14 protein-coding genes and 4 tRNA genes are annotated in these 19,149 nt (G+C 59.8%); all 18 read left to right on the forward strand.

Annotated features, from left to right (window positions below):
• Positions 1 to 243: 243 nt before the first annotated feature.
• Complete coding sequence (locus BC443_RS04685) at positions 244 to 1,224, forward strand: biotin--[acetyl-CoA-carboxylase] ligase (RefSeq protein ID WP_071230693.1); 981 nt, start codon at positions 244 to 246, stop codon at positions 1,222 to 1,224.
• 174 nt (positions 1,225 to 1,398) lie between these two features.
• A tRNA-Tyr gene (locus BC443_RS04690) sits at positions 1,399 to 1,482 on the forward strand.
• 57 nt (positions 1,483 to 1,539) lie between these two features.
• A tRNA-Gly gene (locus tag BC443_RS04695) sits at positions 1,540 to 1,613 on the forward strand.
• A gap of 20 nt (positions 1,614 to 1,633) precedes the next feature.
• A tRNA-Thr gene (locus BC443_RS04700) sits at positions 1,634 to 1,708 on the forward strand.
• A gap of 151 nt (positions 1,709 to 1,859) precedes the next feature.
• Positions 1,860 to 1,935, forward strand: a tRNA-Trp gene (locus BC443_RS04705).
• Between the two features lie 71 nt (positions 1,936 to 2,006).
• Positions 2,007 to 2,375 carry a preprotein translocase subunit SecE gene (gene secE / locus BC443_RS04710; protein WP_071230694.1) on the forward strand — a complete coding sequence of 123 codons (369 nt, stop codon included), beginning with the start codon at positions 2,007 to 2,009 and terminating at the stop codon, positions 2,373 to 2,375.
• Positions 2,376 to 2,383: 8 nt separating this feature from the next.
• Entirely contained in the window at positions 2,384 to 2,917 is a 534-nt protein-coding gene (gene nusG, locus BC443_RS04715; protein WP_071230695.1) for a transcription termination/antitermination protein NusG, read from the forward strand.
• A gap of 115 nt (positions 2,918 to 3,032) precedes the next feature.
• The gene (gene rplK / locus BC443_RS04720; RefSeq protein ID WP_071230696.1) at positions 3,033 to 3,464 is read left to right on the forward strand and encodes a 50S ribosomal protein L11; all 432 of its coding nucleotides are present in this window, start codon (positions 3,033 to 3,035) and stop codon (positions 3,462 to 3,464) included.
• Between the two features lie 2 nt (positions 3,465 to 3,466).
• A complete protein-coding gene (gene rplA, locus BC443_RS04725; RefSeq protein WP_071230697.1) occupies positions 3,467 to 4,159 on the forward strand; it encodes a 50S ribosomal protein L1 in 693 nt (230 codons plus the stop codon).
• A gap of 269 nt (positions 4,160 to 4,428) precedes the next feature.
• Positions 4,429 to 4,932 (forward strand): 50S ribosomal protein L10, encoded by a 504-nt coding sequence (gene rplJ, locus BC443_RS04730; protein ID WP_071230698.1) that lies wholly within the window; start codon positions 4,429 to 4,431, stop codon positions 4,930 to 4,932.
• Between the two features lie 93 nt (positions 4,933 to 5,025).
• Positions 5,026 to 5,397: a 50S ribosomal protein L7/L12 gene (rplL, locus tag BC443_RS04735; RefSeq protein ID WP_071230699.1), complete on the forward strand. Its 372-nt coding sequence runs from the start codon at positions 5,026 to 5,028 to the stop codon at positions 5,395 to 5,397.
• Between the two features lie 271 nt (positions 5,398 to 5,668).
• Positions 5,669 to 9,745, forward strand: coding sequence for a DNA-directed RNA polymerase subunit beta (rpoB, locus tag BC443_RS04740; protein WP_071230700.1), 4,077 nt, complete (start codon positions 5,669 to 5,671; stop codon positions 9,743 to 9,745).
• A gap of 90 nt (positions 9,746 to 9,835) precedes the next feature.
• The gene (gene rpoC / locus BC443_RS04745; protein ID WP_071230701.1) at positions 9,836 to 14,062 is read left to right on the forward strand and encodes a DNA-directed RNA polymerase subunit beta'; all 4,227 of its coding nucleotides are present in this window, start codon (positions 9,836 to 9,838) and stop codon (positions 14,060 to 14,062) included.
• A 161-nt stretch (positions 14,063 to 14,223) separates the two neighbouring features.
• Entirely contained in the window at positions 14,224 to 14,598 is a 375-nt protein-coding gene (gene rpsL, locus BC443_RS04750) for a 30S ribosomal protein S12 (RefSeq protein ID WP_071230702.1), read from the forward strand.
• 118 nt (positions 14,599 to 14,716) lie between these two features.
• The gene (gene rpsG, locus BC443_RS04755) at positions 14,717 to 15,187 is read left to right on the forward strand and encodes a 30S ribosomal protein S7 (protein ID WP_071230703.1); all 471 of its coding nucleotides are present in this window, start codon (positions 14,717 to 14,719) and stop codon (positions 15,185 to 15,187) included.
• 18 nt (positions 15,188 to 15,205) lie between these two features.
• Positions 15,206 to 17,326, forward strand: coding sequence for an elongation factor G (fusA, locus tag BC443_RS04760; protein WP_071230704.1), 2,121 nt, complete (start codon positions 15,206 to 15,208; stop codon positions 17,324 to 17,326).
• A 29-nt stretch (positions 17,327 to 17,355) separates the two neighbouring features.
• Positions 17,356 to 18,549, forward strand: coding sequence for an elongation factor Tu (gene tuf / locus BC443_RS04765; protein ID WP_071230705.1), 1,194 nt, complete (start codon positions 17,356 to 17,358; stop codon positions 18,547 to 18,549).
• 175 nt (positions 18,550 to 18,724) lie between these two features.
• The gene (gene rpsJ / locus BC443_RS04770) at positions 18,725 to 19,036 is read left to right on the forward strand and encodes a 30S ribosomal protein S10 (RefSeq protein WP_035470365.1); all 312 of its coding nucleotides are present in this window, start codon (positions 18,725 to 18,727) and stop codon (positions 19,034 to 19,036) included.
• Positions 19,037 to 19,149 lie beyond the last annotated feature (113 nt).

The raw sequence follows: 19,149 nt of genomic DNA on the forward strand, positions 1-19,149 counted from the left end.
TCAGTAGTGAAACCGCTCAGCGCCGATGGTAGTGTGGGGTCTCCCCATGTGAGAGTAGGTCATCGTCAGGCATCTATCCGAAACCCCAGCCCAAAAGGCTGGGGTTTTTTCTTTATTGGTCAATGCAAAATCGGCCTAGGGGTGGTCTGTCGCTACCCAGTCGAGGGGAGCGGCTCCGCCTCGTTATCGGTGGCGCTGGAATTTCGCTAGAATGGCGCTTTTCTCGCTGGGCAATAATCCTTCATGAGCATCGGTGATCTGATACGCCTGCTGGGCGATGGCAATTATCACTCTGGTCAGCAGCTAGGCGAACATCTAGGTGTCTCGCGCACGGCTGTCTGGAAGCAGCTCAAGAAGCTGGAAGCAATGGATCTGCCACTGGAGGCAGTCAAGGGGCGCGGATACCGCCTGGTCAACTCGCTGGAGTCTCTTGATGGGGCCAGTATCGTTGCGCAGCTTCCTGCCGGGCCTCGGCGCCACCTCAAGCGGCTGTTCGTCGAGGATGTGCTCGATTCCACCAATACCTTCCTGCGAGATCGCTTCCGGCATGGTGCGGGCCATGGCGAGGTCTGCCTGGCAGAAAGTCAAACGGCAGGCCGAGGACGCCGAGGCAAGTCCTGGAGTACCAGTTGGGGGGGCAGTCTGATTCTTTCCCTGGGATGGCGATTCGAATCGGGTGTAGCTGCGCTCGAAGGGCTGAGCCTAGCCGTTGGCGTGGTGCTGGCTGAGGTGGTCGAAACGTTTGGTGCCAATGTTGCCTTGAAGTGGCCCAACGACGTTCTGATCGCCATCGACGACGAGTGGCGAAAGCTTGCAGGCATTCTGCTCGAGGTGACCGGGGACGTCGAAGGGCCTTGTGAGGTAGTCATCGGTATTGGGGTCAACGTCTCGCTGAATGACGCTGTGCGAAAGGCGGCAGGGCAGCCCATAGGGGCTCTCGCAGACGTGATCGATTCCCCCTCTCGCAATCATGTCGCTGCGGCTCTGATCGAATCCTTGTTGACGATGTTGCCTGAATTCGAGCGGCAAGGCTTCAGCGCCTGGCGAGCGGAGTGGAACCGTAGGCATGCTTATGCTGGTCATGCCATCCGTATTCACCAGGGCAGCACGTCCTATGCCGCCACGGCGATCGAAGTCGACCGGCAGGGCAATCTGGTAGTGATGACGGATACCGGTGAACGGGCGCTGACTGGAGGCGAGATCAGCATTCGCCTGGAGGAGTAGTCCGCTACGGAAAGCCATTGTCGAAAATGCATATTCACGCTTGCATTGAGTGCCTTCCTTTGACACAATGCGCCCCGCTTTGAACGCAAGGCCATCGGTGTGCGGCGCTGTTATTGTAGTAAAAAACAGATGCTTGACATTGATGAGTGGTAGGGTAAAATCTGCCGCCGGCATGGAGAGGTTCCCGAGTGGCCAAAGGGAGCAGACTGTAAATCTGCCGCGAAAGCTTCGAAGGTTCGAATCCTTCCCTCTCCACCAGATTTTATGACAGAGTTTTACCGGTCTGTCTCGGTAAACCAGAGTCAGAGCGGGTAGGCGGGTATAGTTCAATGGTAGAACCTCAGCCTTCCAAGCTGATGGTGTGGGTTCGATTCCCACTACCCGCTCCATGCTGTTGGTGATGATTTAAGCTCATGTAGCTCAGGGGTAGAGCACACCCTTGGTAAGGGTGAGGTCGACGGTTCAATTCCGTCCATGAGCTCCATTTTTTTGTTGTCGAAAGATGCGTGAAGGCGAGCATGAGCTCGCTTTTTTGATGGCGAAAGAAAATGTCGTGACGGGATTGATTTTCTCGACATTTCTCCGCTATCATAGCGCCCTCCTAATTTCCGGGTGATTCTCGGATGTGTAGTTGCAGGCCAGTAGCTCAATTGGCAGAGCAGCGGTCTCCAAAACCGCAGGTTGGGGGTTCGATTCCCTCCTGGCCTGCCAGTCTTCCCCAGGCTGGCTCGTATTGATACCTTGTCTTGTTCGGTTATCGCGCCTTGAGTTGAGGAGTTTTCATGAAGCACAACGCCGAGGTGCAGGAGTCACGCTACGACACCCCAAAATGGATTGTCGTGGTGTTACTGCTCGCGGTCGCGGTCGGCGGTAATGCCTGGTTCGCGGAGCAGGCCCTGCTGTATCGCGTGCTGGGTGTCGTCGTCGTTTGCGGCATTGCCGCAGCGATCGCATTGACCACGACCAAGGGGCGGGCGCTGATGGAGCTGGCGCGTGGCTCTAAGCGCGAAATTCAACGCGTTGTCTGGCCGACCCGACAAGAGACTATCCAAACGACATTGATCGTATTGGCGGCCGTCCTGGTTGTGGGTCTGTTGCTGTGGCTTATCGATACCGTCCTCGGTTGGGCGATGTCCGGAATCATTGGCTAGGAGTTTTCATGTCCAAGCGTTGGTACGTCGTTCACGCTTATTCCGGTTTTGAGAAGCAGGTTATGCGTTCGTTGATCGAGCGCGTCAAGCTTTACGGTGTCGAGGACCAGTTCGGTGACATCCTGGTGCCCACCGAGGAAGTCGTCGAAATGCGTGACGGCAAGCGCCGCAAGAGCGAGCGCAAGTTCTATCCCGGCTATGTGCTGGTCGAGATGGAGATGAACGAACAGACTTGGCATCTTGTCAACGAAACGCCGCGAGTCATGGGTTTCATCGGTGGTACGCCGGAAAAGCCCGCTGCGATCACCCAGAAAGAAGCGGATGCGATCTTGCGCCGGGTCCAGGATGGCACCGACAAGCCACGTCCCAAGACACTCTTCGAGCCAGGCGAGACCGTACGTGTCGTCGATGGCCCCTTCGCCGACTTCAACGGCGTCGTGGAAGAGGTCAACTATGAAAAGAGTCGCCTGCAGGTCAGCGTGCTGATCTTCGGGCGCTCGACGCCGGTCGAGCTGGAGTTCGTCCAGGTAGTCAAGGACTGACCGGCGCCGAAGCAGCATTCACCGCAGCGCCTTCTGGTGCTGCGTTATCGTTGCCGGTCGATGTGCCGGCTGAATAGGGGAGCCGCAAGGCGTCCGTACCCGACTGGAGTTCAAAATGGCTAAGAAAGTTCAGGCCTATATCAAGCTGCAAGTCGCAGCCGGCAAGGCCAATCCGAGTCCGCCCGTGGGCCCTGCGCTGGGTCAGCACGGCGTCAACATCATGGAATTCTGTAAGGCGTTCAACGCCGCGACTCAAGAAATTGAGCCGGGCTTGCCGACGCCGGTCGTGATCACGGTTTACAGCGACCGCAGCTTCACTTTCGTCACCAAGACGCCGCCGGCAGCTGTGCTGCTGAAGAAGGCCGCCGGTATCAAATCCGGTTCTGGTGTGCCGAACAAGACCAAGGTCGGCACCGTGACGCGTGAGCAGCTCGAAGAGATCGCCAAGACGAAGGAGCCGGATCTGACGGCTGCCAATCTTGAAGCCGCTGTTCGTACCATTGCTGGTAGTGCCCGCAGCATGGGCCTCAATGTGGAGGGCCTCTGATCATGGCAAAGCTGACAAAACGTGCTCAGATGATTCGCGAGAAGGTCGAGCCGGGCAAGGTCTACACCCTTGAAGAAGCCGTCGCTCTGCTTTCCGAGGTGTCCACGGTCAAGTTCAAGGAGGCTGTCGAGGTCTCTATCAACCTGGGTGTCGATCCGCGTAAATCCGACCAGGTCGTGCGTGGTGCTACCGTGCTGCCGAACGGCACGGGTCGTGACGTCCGTGTTGCCGTGTTTGCTCAGGGCGCTGCCGCCGATGCCGCCAAGGAAGCCGGTGCCGACATCGTTGGCATGGAAGATCTGGCTGATGACGTCAAGAAGGGCAACATGAACTTCGACGTCGTCGTGGCTGCTCCGGACGCCATGCGTGTGGTCGGTCAGCTGGGCCAGATCCTGGGGCCGCGTGGCCTGATGCCGAACCCCAAGGTCGGCACCGTGACTCCCGACGTTGCGACAGCAGTCAAGAACGCCAAGGCGGGCCAGGTCCGCTTCCGTACCGACAAGAACGGCATTATCCATGCCTCTATCGGTAAGGTGGATTTTCCGGCCGACGCGCTCAAGGGCAACCTCGAAGCACTGGTCAACGACCTCAAGCGTCTCAAGCCGAGCACGTCCAAGGGTATCTATCTCAAGAAACTGACCCTGTCCAGCACGATGGGCCCGGGTCTGACCGTCGATCACAGCACTTTTGCGTGATTGCCGGCAACTAGGCAGTAACTTTGCGGTCCCCGTGCGCTGCCAGGACGATTCGCGTCGTCCTGGCAGAGTGGGGCGGGGCACCGTCAAAGACCGCAGGTGTCGGCACCAGTCGTCGACTTAATGCCCTGTAGAGGGGCCTGCGCAGATGGTGTTGCTCGCCGATTCAGGTGTGCAGCCATCATCCAAGACTTTCACCGATGTCGGGTGAAAGAGATGGTAACCACCGGGTCGCGACGTCGTCGCCCCGGCACGAAGGAGTAACCACTGTGCCACTAGCACTCGAAGGCAAAAAAGCGATTGTTGCCGAGGTCAGTGAAGCCGCTAAGGACGCTCTTTCCGTCGTAGTTGCCGATTCTCGCGGTGTCACCGTTGGCGCAATGACCGATTTGCGCAAGCAGGCTCGCGAGAATGGCGTCCAGATTCGTGTTGTCCGCAACACGCTGGCTCGCCGCGCGCTGTCAGGGACTTCATGGGAGTGCCTGAACGAGACTTTCTCAGGCCCCACGCTGCTGGCCTTCTCCTACGATCACCCCGGCGCTGCCGCGCGGTTGTTCAAGGAGTTCGGCAAGTCGCAGAAGGAATTTGAAGTCAAGGCGCTGGCTTACGAAGGGGAGATGATCCCGGCCGCCGATATCGACCGTCTGGCTACGTTGCCGACTTACGATGAAGCGATCGCCAAGCTGATGTCCGTCATGAAGGAAGCTTCTGCCGGCAAGCTGGTTCGTACTCTTGCAGCTCTTCGCGACCAAAAGCAGGAAGAAGCCGCCTGATCGGTGCCTGCTCGCGTAGACTGAGTCGACTATTGAATCAACGAGCACTTGGCCGATGCCGGCTGGGGCTCCGCAAAGTTTAGGAATTTGAAAATGGCACTTTCTCAAGAAGACATCATCAACGCCGTTGCCGAAATGTCCGTGATGGAAGTTGCGGAACTGGTTTCTGCAATGGAAGAAAAGTTCGGCGTTTCTGCTGCGGCTGCCGTCGTCGCGGGACCGGCCGGTGGTGACGCTGGTGCTGCCGAAGAGCAGACCGAATTCGCCCTGGTCCTGACCGCTGCTGGTGACAAGAAAGTCAACGTCATCAAGGTCGTCCGCGAAATCACCGGTTTGGGCCTGAAAGAAGCCAAGGGTGCTGTCGATGGCGCACCTGCCACGCTGAAAGAAGGTCTGTCCAAGGACGACGCTGAAGAAGCCAAGAAGAAGCTGGAAGAAGCTGGCGCTTCTGTGGAGCTCAAGTAACTCTGTGCTCACGGCTTCACGCGCTGTGTAAGCGCCACGGCTGGTGGCGGGCCTACCCGCTGCCGGCCTTTTTCTGTTTTTGCTAGCCTGGCGTTAGTACACCTGACTCGGGGTCGACCTTCCGGGTTCAGGATTGTAGCCACTAGACGAATTCCGACGGCGAGCTCCCTTTTTCGGGAGGCTTGCCGTCAGCGCCTAACGGGGGTAGCCCGCGTTAGGAGAGCGCCGACCACGCACCGGTCACCCATGGTGAACAAGCTGGGGAATACAGATGGCTTACTCATACACTGAGAAAAAACGCATCCGCAAGGATTTCGGCAAACTGCCTCAAGTAATGGATGTGCCCTACCTGCTGGCCATCCAGCTTGATTCCTATTACGACTTCCTCCAGCAGGACCGGGCGCCGGAAGAGCGTCTCGAGACCGGTCTCCATGCGGCTTTCAAGTCCGTATTTCCGATCGAGAGCTTCTCGGGTAATGCGGCGCTCGAGTATGTCAGTTACCGCTTTGGCACGCCGGCTTTCGACGTCAAGGAGTGTCAGCTCCGTGGCGTGACCTATTCGGCACCGCTGCGTGTCAAGGTACGCCTGATCATCTATGACAAAGAGTCGTCGAACAAGGCCATCAAGGACATCAAGGAGCAGGAAGTCTACATGGGGGAAATCCCCCTGATGACCGAGAACGGTACCTTCGTCGTCAATGGTACCGAGCGTGTCATCGTTTCCCAGCTCCATCGTTCGCCGGGCGTGTTCTTCGATCATGACAAGGGCAAGAGCCACTCTTCCGGGAAGCTGCTCTATTCCGCGCGCATCATTCCTTATCGCGGCTCCTGGCTGGATTTCGAATTCGACCCGAAAGACAACGTCTTCGTGCGTATCGACCGTCGCCGCAAGCTGCCGGCGACCGTATTGATGCGCGCGCTCGGCATGAACGCCGAGGAAATTCTCGAGACGTTCTTCGAAACCAGCACCTTCCATATCGAGAGCGATGGTATTTACGTCGAGCTGGTGCCGTCGCGGCTGCGTGGTGAGACCGCAACCTTCGACATCAAGGATGGCGATGGCAATATCGTCGTCGAGGAAGGTCGCCGGATCACCCAGAAGCACATCCGCCAGCTGGAAAATGCCGGACTCGAGCGTCTTCAGGTGCCGCTGGATTACCTGTTCGGCAAGACGCTGGCCAAGGATCAGGTCGACGCCAACACCGGTGAACTGATCTGCGAGTGCAACTCCGAGCTGACGCCGGAGCTGGTCGAGAAGCTGGGCCAGGGCGGCGTTACCAAGCTGGAAACGCTTTACACCAACGATCTCGACGCGGGCTCGTTCATCTCCGATACGCTGAAGGTGGACTCCACGCGCTCCGGCCTGGAAGCACTGGTCGAAATCTATCGCATGATGCGCCCCGGCGAGCCGCCCACCAAGGAAGCGGCCGAGACGCTGTTCCACAACCTGTTCTTCTCCGAAGACCGCTATGACCTGTCTGGCGTCGGTCGGATGAAGTTCAACCGTCGTCTGCGTCGTGATACCGATACGGGTTCCGGCGTGCTCGACAATCAGGACATCCTCGATGTCCTGAAGGAACTGATCAATATCCGTAACGGCTTCGGTGAAGTCGACGATATCGACCACCTTGGCAACCGTCGCATCCGTTGCGTCGGCGAGATGGCGGAAAACCAGTTCCGTGTCGGCCTGGTGCGCGTCGAGCGTGCGGTCAAGGAGCGTCTCTCCATGGCGGAGAGCGAAGGCCTGATGCCGCAGGATCTGATCAATGCCAAGCCGGTGGCGGCAGCAGTGAAGGAGTTCTTCGGCTCCTCTCAGCTGTCCCAGTTCATGGACCAGAACAACCCGCTTTCAGAGGTCACGCACAAGCGTCGTGTGTCCGCGCTCGGGCCGGGCGGTCTGACCCGTGAGCGCGCCGGCTTCGAGGTGCGCGACGTTCACGCCACGCACTACGGTCGTCTTTGCCCGATCGAGACGCCGGAAGGTCCGAACATCGGCCTGATCAACTCGCTGGCGACCTACTCCAAGACCAACAGCTACGGTTTCCTCGAGACACCGTACCGCAAGGTCGTGGATCGTCAGTTGACCGACGAGATCGTGCATCTGTCGGCGATCGAGGAAGGCGACTACATCATCGCCCAGGCTTCGGCGACGGTCGACGAAAGCAACAAGCTGATCGACGACCTGGTCCAGGTTCGCCACAAGGGTGAAACCACCTTCATGGCACCGGACAAGGTCACGCTGATGGACGTGTCGCCGCGTCAGGTCGTATCGGTCGCCGCTGCGCTGATTCCGTTCCTCGAGCACGATGATGCCAACCGCGCCCTGATGGGATCGAACATGCAGCGTCAGGCGGTACCGACCCTGCGTGCCGACAAGCCGCTCGTAGGTACCGGCATGGAGCGATTCGTCGCCCGTGACTCCGGCGTCTGCGCCGTGGCGCGCCGCGGTGGCGTGATCGACTCCGTCGACGCCAAGCGCATCGTTGTGCGTATCGACGAAGACGAGATCATCGGCGGTGAAGCCGGCGTCGATATCTACAACCTGACCAAGTACGTGCGTTCGAACCAGAACACCTGTCAGAACCAGCGTCCGATCGTGCGCCCGGGTGACAAGGTGGCGCGGGGCGACATCCTGGCCGACGGCCCGTCCGTCGACATGGGTGACCTGGCACTGGGTCAGAACATGCGTCTCGCGTTCATGCCGTGGAACGGCTACAACTTCGAGGATTCCATCCTCGTCTCCGAACGCGTGGTCGAGGACGATCGTTTCACCACGATCCACATCCAGGAACTGACCTGTGTCTCTCGCGACACCAAGCTGGGCGCGGAAGAGATCACTTCCGATATTCCCAACGTGGGCGAGTCGGCACTGGGCAAGCTGGACGAAGCGGGTGTCGTCTACATCGGCGCCGAAGTCGGCGCTGGCGACATTCTGGTGGGCAAGGTCACGCCGAAGGGCGAAACCCAACTGACGCCGGAAGAGAAACTGCTGCGCGCGATCTTCGGCGAGAAGGCGTCCGACGTTAAGGACACCTCGCTGCGTGCGCCGACCGGCATGCGCGGTACCGTCATCGACGTCCAGGTGTTCACGCGCGACGGCGTCGAGAAGGATTCGCGTGCACTTTCCATCGAGCAGCAGCAGCTCGACGAAGTGCGCCGTGACCTGCAGGAGACCTACCGGATCGCCGAGGAGGCGACCTTCGAGCGTCTCAAGCGCACCCTGGAAGGTCAGGCGGTCAACGGCGGCCCGAAGCTGAAGAAGGGCGACGTGCTGAGCGAGGATTACCTCGACGAGCTGCCGCGCCAGCAGTGGTTCAAGCTGCGCATGCAGGACGAGTCTCTCAACGAGCTGCTGGCCCAGGCCGACGAACAGCTCGAGAACCGTCGCAAGGAGATGGACGAACGCTTCGAAGACAAGAAGCGCAAGCTCACTCAGGGCGATGACCTGGCACCGGGCGTGCTCAAGATCGTCAAGGTCTATCTGGCGGTCAAGCGTCGTATCCAGCCGGGTGACAAGATGGCCGGCCGTCACGGCAACAAGGGTGTCATCTCCGCGATCATGCCGATCGAGGACATGCCGTTCGACGACTATGGTCAGCCGGTCGACGTCGTGCTCAACCCGTTGGGCGTACCCTCGCGCATGAACGTCGGTCAGATTCTCGAGACGCACCTGGGCATGGCGGCCCACGGTCTCGGTGTCAAGATCGACCGGATGCTGCGTGATGCCCGCGAGCAGCAGGTCAGCGAGATTCGCGGCTTCCTCAAGCAGGTCTACAACACCCAGGAAACCCGTCAGGAAGACATCGACTCCCTGACCGATGACGAGATCATCACCCTGGCCAAGAACCTGCGTGGCGGTGTGCCGATCGCGACGCCGGTATTCGACGGTGCGAAAGAGCACGAGATCAAGCATCTGCTGAGGCTTGCCGATCTGCCGGACTCCGGCCAGATGACGCTTTATGACGGGCGTACCGGCGAAGCCTTCGATCGTCCGGTGACCGTGGGCTACATGTACATGCTGAAGCTCAACCACCTGGTCGACGACAAGATGCATGCGCGTTCCACCGGCTCCTACTCGCTGGTCACGCAGCAGCCGCTGGGTGGCAAGGCGCAGTTCGGCGGACAGCGCTTCGGTGAGATGGAAGTGTGGGCACTCGAGGCGTACGGCGCCGCCTACACCCTGCAGGAGATGCTCACCGTCAAGTCGGATGACGTCGAGGGTCGTACCAAGATGTACAAGAGCATCGTGGACGGCGACCACACCATGCAGGCCGGTATGCCGGAATCCTTCAATGTGCTGGTGAAGGAAATCCGCTCGCTGGGTATCGACATCGAATTGGAAAGCTAAGACCGGCACAGTCGATCGATAGCGACGGTTTGCGGGGCGAGCGAGTGATTCGCGGCCCCGCTCATGACAACTCCGCAACGGAGCGATCCCATGAAAGATTTGGTGAAAGTCCTCAAGTCACAGGCGCAATCTGACGAGTTCGACGCGATCAAGATCACGCTCGCGTCGCCGGAAATGATTCGCTCCTGGTCATACGGCGAAGTCAAGAAGCCGGAGACCATCAACTACCGTACGTTCAAACCGGAACGTGACGGGCTGTTCTGCGCCAAGATCTTCGGGCCGGTCAAGGATTACGAGTGCTTGTGCGGCAAGTACAAGCGCATGAAGCATCGCGGCATCATCTGCGAGAAGTGCGGCGTCGAAGTGACCAAGGCGGCGGTTCGTCGCGAGCGCATGGGTCACATCGAGCTGGCCTCGCCGGTTGCCCACATCTGGTTTCTGAAGTCGCTGCCTTCTCGCATCGGCATGTTCCTGGACATGACGCTGCGCGACATCGAGCGCGTGCTCTACTTCGAATCGTTCGTCGTGATCGATCCGGGCATGACCACCCTCGAGCGTGGCCAGTTGCTCAACGACGAGCAGTATTTCGAAGCGCTGGAAGAGTTCGGTGACGACTTCGACGCGCGCATGGGCGCCGAGGCGATCCAGGCGCTGCTGAAGGACATCGATCTGGAAGAAGAGATCGATCGCCTGCGCGAAGAGATCCCGCAGACCAACTCCGAGACCAAGATCAAGAAGCTTTCCAAGCGCCTCAAGCTGCTGGAAGCCTTCTACAAGTCCGGCAATGCGCCGGCCTGGATGGTCATGGAAGTGCTGCCGGTACTGCCGCCGGATCTGCGTCCGCTGGTGCCGCTGGACGGTGGCCGCTTCGCGACCTCTGATCTCAACGATCTGTACCGCCGCGTCATCAACCGCAACAACCGCCTCAAGCGTCTGCTCGACCTCAATGCGCCGGACATCATCGTGCGCAACGAGAAGCGCATGCTGCAGGAATCGGTCGATGCGCTGCTCGACAACGGTCGTCGTGGTCGCGCCATCACCGGTTCCAACAAGCGTCCGTTGAAGTCGCTGGCCGACATGATCAAGGGCAAGCAGGGACGTTTCCGCCAGAACCTGCTGGGCAAGCGTGTCGACTACTCCGGCCGTTCGGTCATCACCGTCGGTCCGACGCTGCGTCTGCACCAGTGCGGTCTGCCGAAGAAGATGGCGCTCGAGCTGTTCAAGCCGTTCATCTACTCCAAGCTGCAGGGCAGCGGTCAGGCGTCCACGATCAAGGCCGCCAAGAAGATGGTCGAGCGTGAGCTGCCGGAAGTGTGGGACATCCTCGCCGATGTCATCCGCGAGCATCCGGTCCTGCTCAACCGCGCGCCGACGCTGCACCGCCTGGGTATTCAGGCATTCGAGCCGCTGCTGATCGAAGGCAAGGCGATCCAGCTCCACCCGCTGGTATGTGCCGCCTACAACGCCGACTTCGACGGTGACCAGATGGCCGTTCACGTGCCGCTGACGCTGGAGTCCCAGCTCGAAGCGCGTGCGCTGATGATGTCGACCAACAACGTGCTGTCGCCCGCCAACGGCGAGCCGATCATCGTGCCGTCTCAGGACGTCGTGCTGGGTCTCTATTACATGACCCGCGAGCGCATCAACGCCAAGGGCGAAGGCAAGGCGTTCGCCAACCTCAACGAGCTGGATCGCGCCTTTGCGACTCAGAACGTGTCGTTGCACGCTCGGGTCAAGGTGCGCCTGACCGAGTGGCTGTCCGACGAGAAGGATGGCGAGGTGACCGAACTGACCGAGACGACCTCGATCAAGGACACCACCGTCGGCCGTGCGCTGCTGTTCCGCATCCTGCCGAAGGGGATGCCGTTCGAGCTCGTCGATCGCCCGATGAAGAAGAAGGCGATCTCCGGCCTGATCAACGAGGTCTACCGTCGTACTGGCCTGAAGGATGCGGTCATTTTCGCTGACCAGCTGATGTACACCGGCTTCCGTCTGGCGACATGGTCCGGTGCTTCCATCGGCGTCAACGACTTCGTCATTCCGGACGCGAAGGCGGAGATCGTCGATGCGGCCGAGGAAGAGGTCAAGGAAATCGAAGACCAGTTCTCCTCCGGTCTGGTGACCGCGGGCGAGAAGTACAACAAGGTCATCGATATCTGGTCCAAGGCCAACGACAAGGTGGCCAAGGCGATGATGGCGGGTATCTCGAAAGAGACCGTGACCGATCGCGACGGCAACGAAGTCGAGCAGGACTCGTTCAACAGCGTCTTCATCATGGCGGACTCCGGCGCCCGTGGTAGTGCGGCCCAGATTCGTCAGTTGGCGGGTATGCGCGGCCTGATGGCCAAGCCGGACGGCTCGATCATCGAAACGCCGATCACCGCCAACTTCCGTGAAGGTCTGAACGTACTGCAGTACTTCATCTCGACCCACGGCGCTCGTAAGGGTCTGGCGGATACGGCACTCAAGACGGCCAACTCCGGTTACCTGACACGCCGTCTCGTCGATGTTGCCCAGGATCTGGTCATCACCGAAGAGGACTGCGGTACCCAGGAAGGGCTGACGCTGCACCCGGTGATCGAGGGCGGTGACGTCATCGTCTCTCTGGCGCAGCGCGTACTCGGCCGCGTCGTGGCGCAGGATGTCATCGATCCTCAGACCGAAGACGTGCTGATCGCCCGCGGCACCCTGCTGGACGAAGCCTGGTGCGAAGAGCTCGATACCATGGGTGTCGACGAGATCATCGTGCGCAGCCCGATCAGCTGTGAAACCGCTCACGGCGTCTGTTCGGCCTGCTATGGTCGCGATCTGGCTCGCGGCCACCAGGCCAACATCGGCGAAGCGGTCGGCGTCATCGCGGCACAGTCCATCGGCGAGCCCGGCACGCAGCTGACCATGCGTACGTTCCACATCGGTGGTGCGGCATCTCGTGCCTCGGCAGTGGATAGCGTGCAGGTCAAGCACGGCGGCAGCGTACGCCTGCACAACATCAAGTCGGTCGAGCGTGCCGACGGCAAGCTGATCGTGGTTTCTCGCTCCAGTGCCCTGGCCGTCGCCGACGATCATGGTCGTGAGCGCGAATACTACAAGCTGCCCTACGGTGCCGAGCTCTCCGTCAAGGATGGCGATCACGTCGAGGGTGGTCAGATCGTGGCGAAGTGGGATCCGCACACGCACCCGGTCGTTGCCGAAGTTCAGGGCAAGGCGCAGTTCACGGACATGACCGAAGGTCTGACCATGACGCGCACCGTCGATGAGATGACGGGTCTGTCGAACATCGAGGTGATCGAATCGGCCGCTCGCCCGGCATCTGGTCGCGACAAGCGCCCGATGATCATGCTGGTCGGCGAAGACGGTCAGCACGTGACGCTGCCGGGCTCCAACACGCCGGTACAGTATCTGCTGCCGGGCCGCGCCATCGTCTCTGTCGAGAATGGTGCCGAGATCGGCGTCGGTGAGGTCATTGCCCGTATCCCGCTGGAGGCGTCCGGCAACAAGGACATCACCGGGGGTCTGCCGCGCGTCGCTGACCTGTTCGAGGCGCGCAAGCCGAAGGAGCCGTCCATCCTGGCCGAGATCAGCGGTACGATCAGCTTCGGCAAGGAGACCAAGGGCAAGCGTCGTCTGACGATCACGCCGGAAGAGGGCGATCCGTTGGAGATGCTGATCCCGAAGTGGCGTCAGATCGGTGTGTTCGAGGGCGAAACGGTCGAGAAGGGCGAGGTCATCTCCGACGGCCCGAGCAACCCGCACGATATCCTGCGGCTGCTGGGCGTGGCGGAACTGGCCAAGTACATCACCGTCGAGATCCAGGACGTCTATCGTCTGCAGGGCGTCAGCATCAACGACAAGCACATCGAAGTCATCGTGCGTCAGATGCTGCGCAAGGTCGAGATTACCGACGCCGGCGACTCGACGTTCATTCCGGGCGATCAGGTCGAACTGGTTCGCGTGCTCGAAGAAAATGCCCGTCTCGAGCAGGAAGAGAAGTTCCCGGCCAAGTACGAGCGTCTGCTGCTGGGTATCACCAAGGCATCGTTGGCGACCGAGTCGTTCATCTCCGCGGCTTCGTTCCAGGAGACGACTCGCGTGCTGACCGAAGCCGCCGTGACCGGCAAGCGCGACTATCTGCGCGGTCTGAAAGAAAACGTGGTGGTGGGTCGTCTGATCCCGGCCGGTACCGGCCTTGCCCACCATGACGAGCGGCGTCGCAAGCGCGAGGAATCCGAGCGCACGCTGCAGCCGTCGGCGTTCGATGTCGAGCAGGAGCTGGGCGCCCAGCTCACCGCGCTCGATGCCGATGACGACGATCTCTAAGTCGCGATTCCCTGGCCACCTGCCTCTCGGGGCGGGTGGTCTTGACGGGTCTCACGACAACTGATTAGAATGCGCAGCCTTTATGTTGGGGTGGTGCAACCAATCCATGCACAATGCTCCCGGCATAAGGCAAGGCAACCCATTGGAGTCAGCTAAACACTATGGCAACGATTAACCAGCTCGTGCGCAAGCCGCGCAAGCGCCCTGTCGCTACCAGCGACGTGCCGGCGCTGCAGGCTTGTCCGCAACGCCGTGGGGTCTGCACCCGCGTCTACACGACTACGCCCAAGAAGCCGAACTCGGCTCTGCGTAAGGTGTGCCGCGTGCGCCTGACCAACGGCTATGAAGTCAGTTCCTACATCGGCGGTGAAGGTCACAACCTGCAGGAGCACTCCGTGGTCCTGATCCGTGGCGGCCGAGTCAAGGATTTGCCGGGTGTGCGTTATCACACCGTTCGTGGCGCCCTTGATACCTCCGGTGTCCAGAATCGTAAGCAGGGCCGTTCCAAGTACGGTACCAAGCGTCCCAAGTCCTGATCTCGGTCGCTTTTCATCATCCATTAACGGTCCGATAAGAGTAAGGTCGGCTCTTTTCGCTCACTAGCGAAAAGCGGTGCCGGGTTTACCTGAACGACCCTTAACTAGAGGGCTTATCATGCCAAGAAGAAGAGTCGCCGCTAAGCGCGAGATCCTTCCCGATCCCAAGTTCGGAAGTGAGCGCCTGGCCAAGTTCATGAACCATCTGATGGTCAGCGGCAAGAAGTCCATAGCTGAGCGCATCGTCTACGGTGCGTTGGACAGGGTTGCCGAGCGTAACAACGAGGCGCCGCTGGACGTCTTTGATAAAGCGCTGGAAGCCATCCAGCCGATGGTCGAGGTCAAGTCCCGCCGTGTCGGCGGCGCGACTTATCAGGTCCCGGTCGAAGTTCGCCCGTCGCGTCGCCAGGCGCTTGCCATGCGCTGGCTGGTCGACGCTGCGCGCGGTCGCGGGGAAAAGACCATGGTGCAACGTCTCGCCGGCGAAATGCTGGATGCCGCCGAAGGCAAGGGCGCTGCTGTGAAGAAGCGTGAAGACGTGCACCGCATGGCAGATGCCAACAAGGCCTTCTCTCACTACCGCTTCTAAACAACGGGGACTTCCATCGTGGCACGAAAGACACCACTCAAGCGTTATCGCAATATCGGTATCGTTGCCCACGTCGACGCTGGTAAGACGACCACTACCGAGCGTGTCCTGTTCTACACCGGCCTTTCCCACAAGGTAGGCGAGGTTCATGAGGGCGCTGCCGTCATGGACTGGATGGAGCAGGAGCAGGAGCGTGGCATTACGATCACCTCTGCTGCGACCACCTGCTTCTGGCAGGGCATGAACAAGCAGTTCGACGAACACCGTATCAACATCATCGATACGCCGGGACACGTCGATTTCACTATCGAAGTCGAGCGTTCCTTGCGCGTTCTGGATGGCGCCGTTGTCGTACTGTGCGGTTCTTCCGGCGTTCAGCCGCAGACCGAAACCGTCTGGCGTCAGGCCAACAAGTACGAAGTTCCGCGCATGGTGTTCGTCAACAAGATGGACCGTGCCGGGGCTGATTACTACATGGTGCTGGACCAGCTGAAGAATCGCCTGGGCGCCAACGTCGTTCCGATCCAGATCAACTGGGGTGCGGAAGACGACTTCAAGGGCGTGGTCGATCTCATTCAGATGAAGGCCATTTTGTGGGACGAAGACAACTTCGGCATGAACTACGACCTGGTCGATATCCCGGCCGATCTGCAGGAAACCGCCGAAAAGTATCGTGAGCAGATGGTCGAGGCTGCCGCCGAAGCCAACGAAGAACTCATGGACAAGTACCTCGAAGAAGGCGACCTGTCCGTCGAGGAGATCAAGGCTGGCCTGCGTGCGCGCACTCTGGCCAACGAGATCGTTCTCGTCACCTGTGGCTCCGCGTTCAAGAACAAGGGCGTTCAGGCCGTTCTGGATGGCGTCATCGAGTACCTGCCGTCGCCGACCGAAGTCAAGGCGATCGAAGGTGAGCTCGACGACAAGGACGGCACCATCGCGACGCGTGAAGCCGACGACAATGCACCGTTTGCGGCGCTGGCGTTCAAGATCGCGACCGACCCGTTCGTCGGTACGCTGACCTTCATGCGCGTCTACTCGGGCGTTCTGAAGTCTGGCGACAGCGTCTTCAACTCCGTGAAGTCGAAGAAAGAGCGCGTCGGTCGTATCGTTCAGATGCACGCCAACTCGCGCGAAGAGATCAAAGAGGTCTACGCTGGCGATATCGCAGCGTGCATCGGTCTCAAGGACGTCACGACAGGCGACACGCTGTGTGATCTGAACGACAAGATCATCCTGGAGCGTATGGAGTTTCCGGAGCCGGTCATCTCCGTCGCCGTCGAGCCGAAGTCCAAGCCCGACCAGGAGAAGATGGGCGTCGCCCTCGGCAAGCTGGCGCAGGAAGATCCGTCTTTCCGCGTGCAGACCGACGAAGAGACTGGCCAGACCATCATCTCGGGCATGGGCGAGTTGCACCTCGACATCATCGTCGATCGCATGCGTCGCGAGTTCAAGGTCGAGGCCAACATCGGCAAGCCGCAGGTTGCCTACCGCGAGACCATCCGTCAGTCGGTGGAACAGGAAGGCAAGTTCGTTCGTCAGTCTGGTGGTCGCGGCCAGTACGGTCATGTCTGGTTGCGCATCGAGCCGCTGACGGCCGAAGACAAGGGCGAGGACGAGGAGATGACCTTCAAGTTCGCGTCCGAGATCGTCGGTGGTGTCGTACCGAAAGAGTACGTGCCGGCCGTCGAAAAAGGGGCTTACGAACAGCTCAAGAACGGCGTCATCGCGGGTTACCCGATGATCGACGTCAAGGTCACGCTGTTCGACGGTTCCTACCACGACGTGGACTCCAACGAGACTGCGTTCAAGGTTGCCTCTTCCATGGCGATCAAAGAAGGTGCTCGTAAGGCTAAGGCCGTGTTGCTCGAGCCGGTGATGAAGGTCGAAGTCGTGACGCCCGAAGATTTCATGGGTGATGTCATGGGCGACCTCAACCGCCGTCGTGGCCTTGTGCAGGGCATGGATGACTCGTCTTCTGGCAAGGTCATTCGCGCCACGGTTCCGTTGGCTGAGATGTTCGGTTATGCAACCGATCTGCGTTCTCAGACCCAGGGACGCGCAAGCTACACCATGGAGTTTGCGAATTACGAAGAGGCGCCATCCAGCGTCGTTGATGCCGTCATCAATCAGAACGGTTAACCGTTAGCTAACGTAAAGAGGTTATAGCAGTGGCTAAGGAAAAATTTGAACGCTCCAAACCGCACGTCAACGTCGGCACCATCGGTCACGTCGACCACGGTAAAACGACTCTGACGGCAGCGCTGACTCGTGTTTCCGCCGAAGTCTTCGGTGGCGAATGGCGTCAGTTCGACACCATCGACAACGCGCCGGAAGAGCGCGAGCGCGGTATCACCATCGCGACCGCTCACGTCGAGTACCAGTCCGAAGTTCGCCATTACGCGCACGTCGACTGCCCGGGACACGCTGACTACGTCAAGAACATGATCACCGGTGCTGCCCAGATGGACGGCGCGATCCTGGTCTGTTCCGCTGCCGACGGCCCGATGCCGCAGACTCGCGAGCACATCCTGCTGTCTCGCCAGGTTGGCGTTCCGTACATCGTCGTGTTCCTGAACAAGGCCGACATGGTCGACGACGAAGAGCTGCTCGAGCTGGTCGAGATGGAAGTTCGCGAACTGCTGAGCGAGTACGACTTCCCGGGTGACGACACCCCGATCATCATTGGTTCTGCACTGATGGCGCTGGAAGGCAAGGATGACAACGGCATGGGTACCACCGCCGTTGCCAACCTGATCAAGTCTCTGGACGAGTACATTCCGGAGCCGGAGCGTGCCATCGACCAGCCGTTCCTGATGCCGATCGAAGACGTGTTCTCCATCTCTGGTCGCGGTACCGTCGTGACGGGTCGTGTCGAGCGCGGCATCGTCAAGACTGGCGACGAAGTCGAAATCGTCGGTATTCACGACACCACCAAGACGACCGTTACTGGCGTCGAGATGTTCCGCAAGCTGCTCGACGAAGGTCGTGCTGGCGAGAACGTCGGTGCGCTGTTGCGTGGTACCAAGCGTGATGACGTCGAGCGTGGTCAGGTTCTGGCCAAGCCGGGTACGATCAAGCCGCACACCAAGTTCGAAGCCGAAGTCTACGTGCTGTCCAAGGAAGAAGGTGGTCGTCACACGCCGTTCTTCAAGGGCTATCGTCCGCAGTTCTACTTCCGTACCACTGACGTCACCGGTACTTGTGAACTGCCGGAAGGTGTCGAGATGGTCATGCCGGGCGACAACGTCCAGATGGTCGTGACCCTGATCGCCCCGATCGCCATGGAAGACGGCCTGCGCTTCGCTATCCGCGAAGGTGGTCGTACCGTTGGCGCCGGCGTGGTTGCCAAGATCATCGAGTAAGCTTTTTCGATGATTGCCAAAGAAGGGGCGCTTGCGCGCCCCTTTTTCTGTGTGGGTTTGATAGTCCCGATAGATGGTGTGTTTGACTCTCAATCGGGGCTCTCCTATAATGCGCGTCCTTTGAACGCGTGGGTCGACGGCTCGCGCCGTCAGCATCCAGTGGAGCATAAGGTAAATGCAGAACCAGAAGATTCGCATTCGGCTGAAAGCGTTTGACCATCGGCTGATCGATCAGTCGGCTCAGGAGATCGTGGATACAGCCAAGCGCACTGGCGCTCAGGTGCGTGGTCCGATCCCGCTGCCGACCAACCGCGAGCGTTACACCATCCTGATTTCACCGCACGTCAACAAGGACGCGCGCGATCAGTATGAGATTCGCACGCACAAGCGCGTTCTCGACATCGTCGAGCCGACGGAAAAGACCGTCGATGCGCTGATGAAGCTCGATCTTGCCGCTGGCGTAGACGTGCAGATTAAACTCGACTGAAACTAACACTAGACACTAGCGGACGTTGAGTTCACCAGCTTCCGCCGCGTCGTGAGACGCCACACAATGTGCTAGTGGAATGCTCTGGAAAGGGCAGCCATAGCGGGTGATAG

Source organism: Salinicola sp. MIT1003, assembly GCF_001858555.1.
GTDB lineage: Bacteria > Pseudomonadota > Gammaproteobacteria > Pseudomonadales > Halomonadaceae > Salinicola > Salinicola salarius.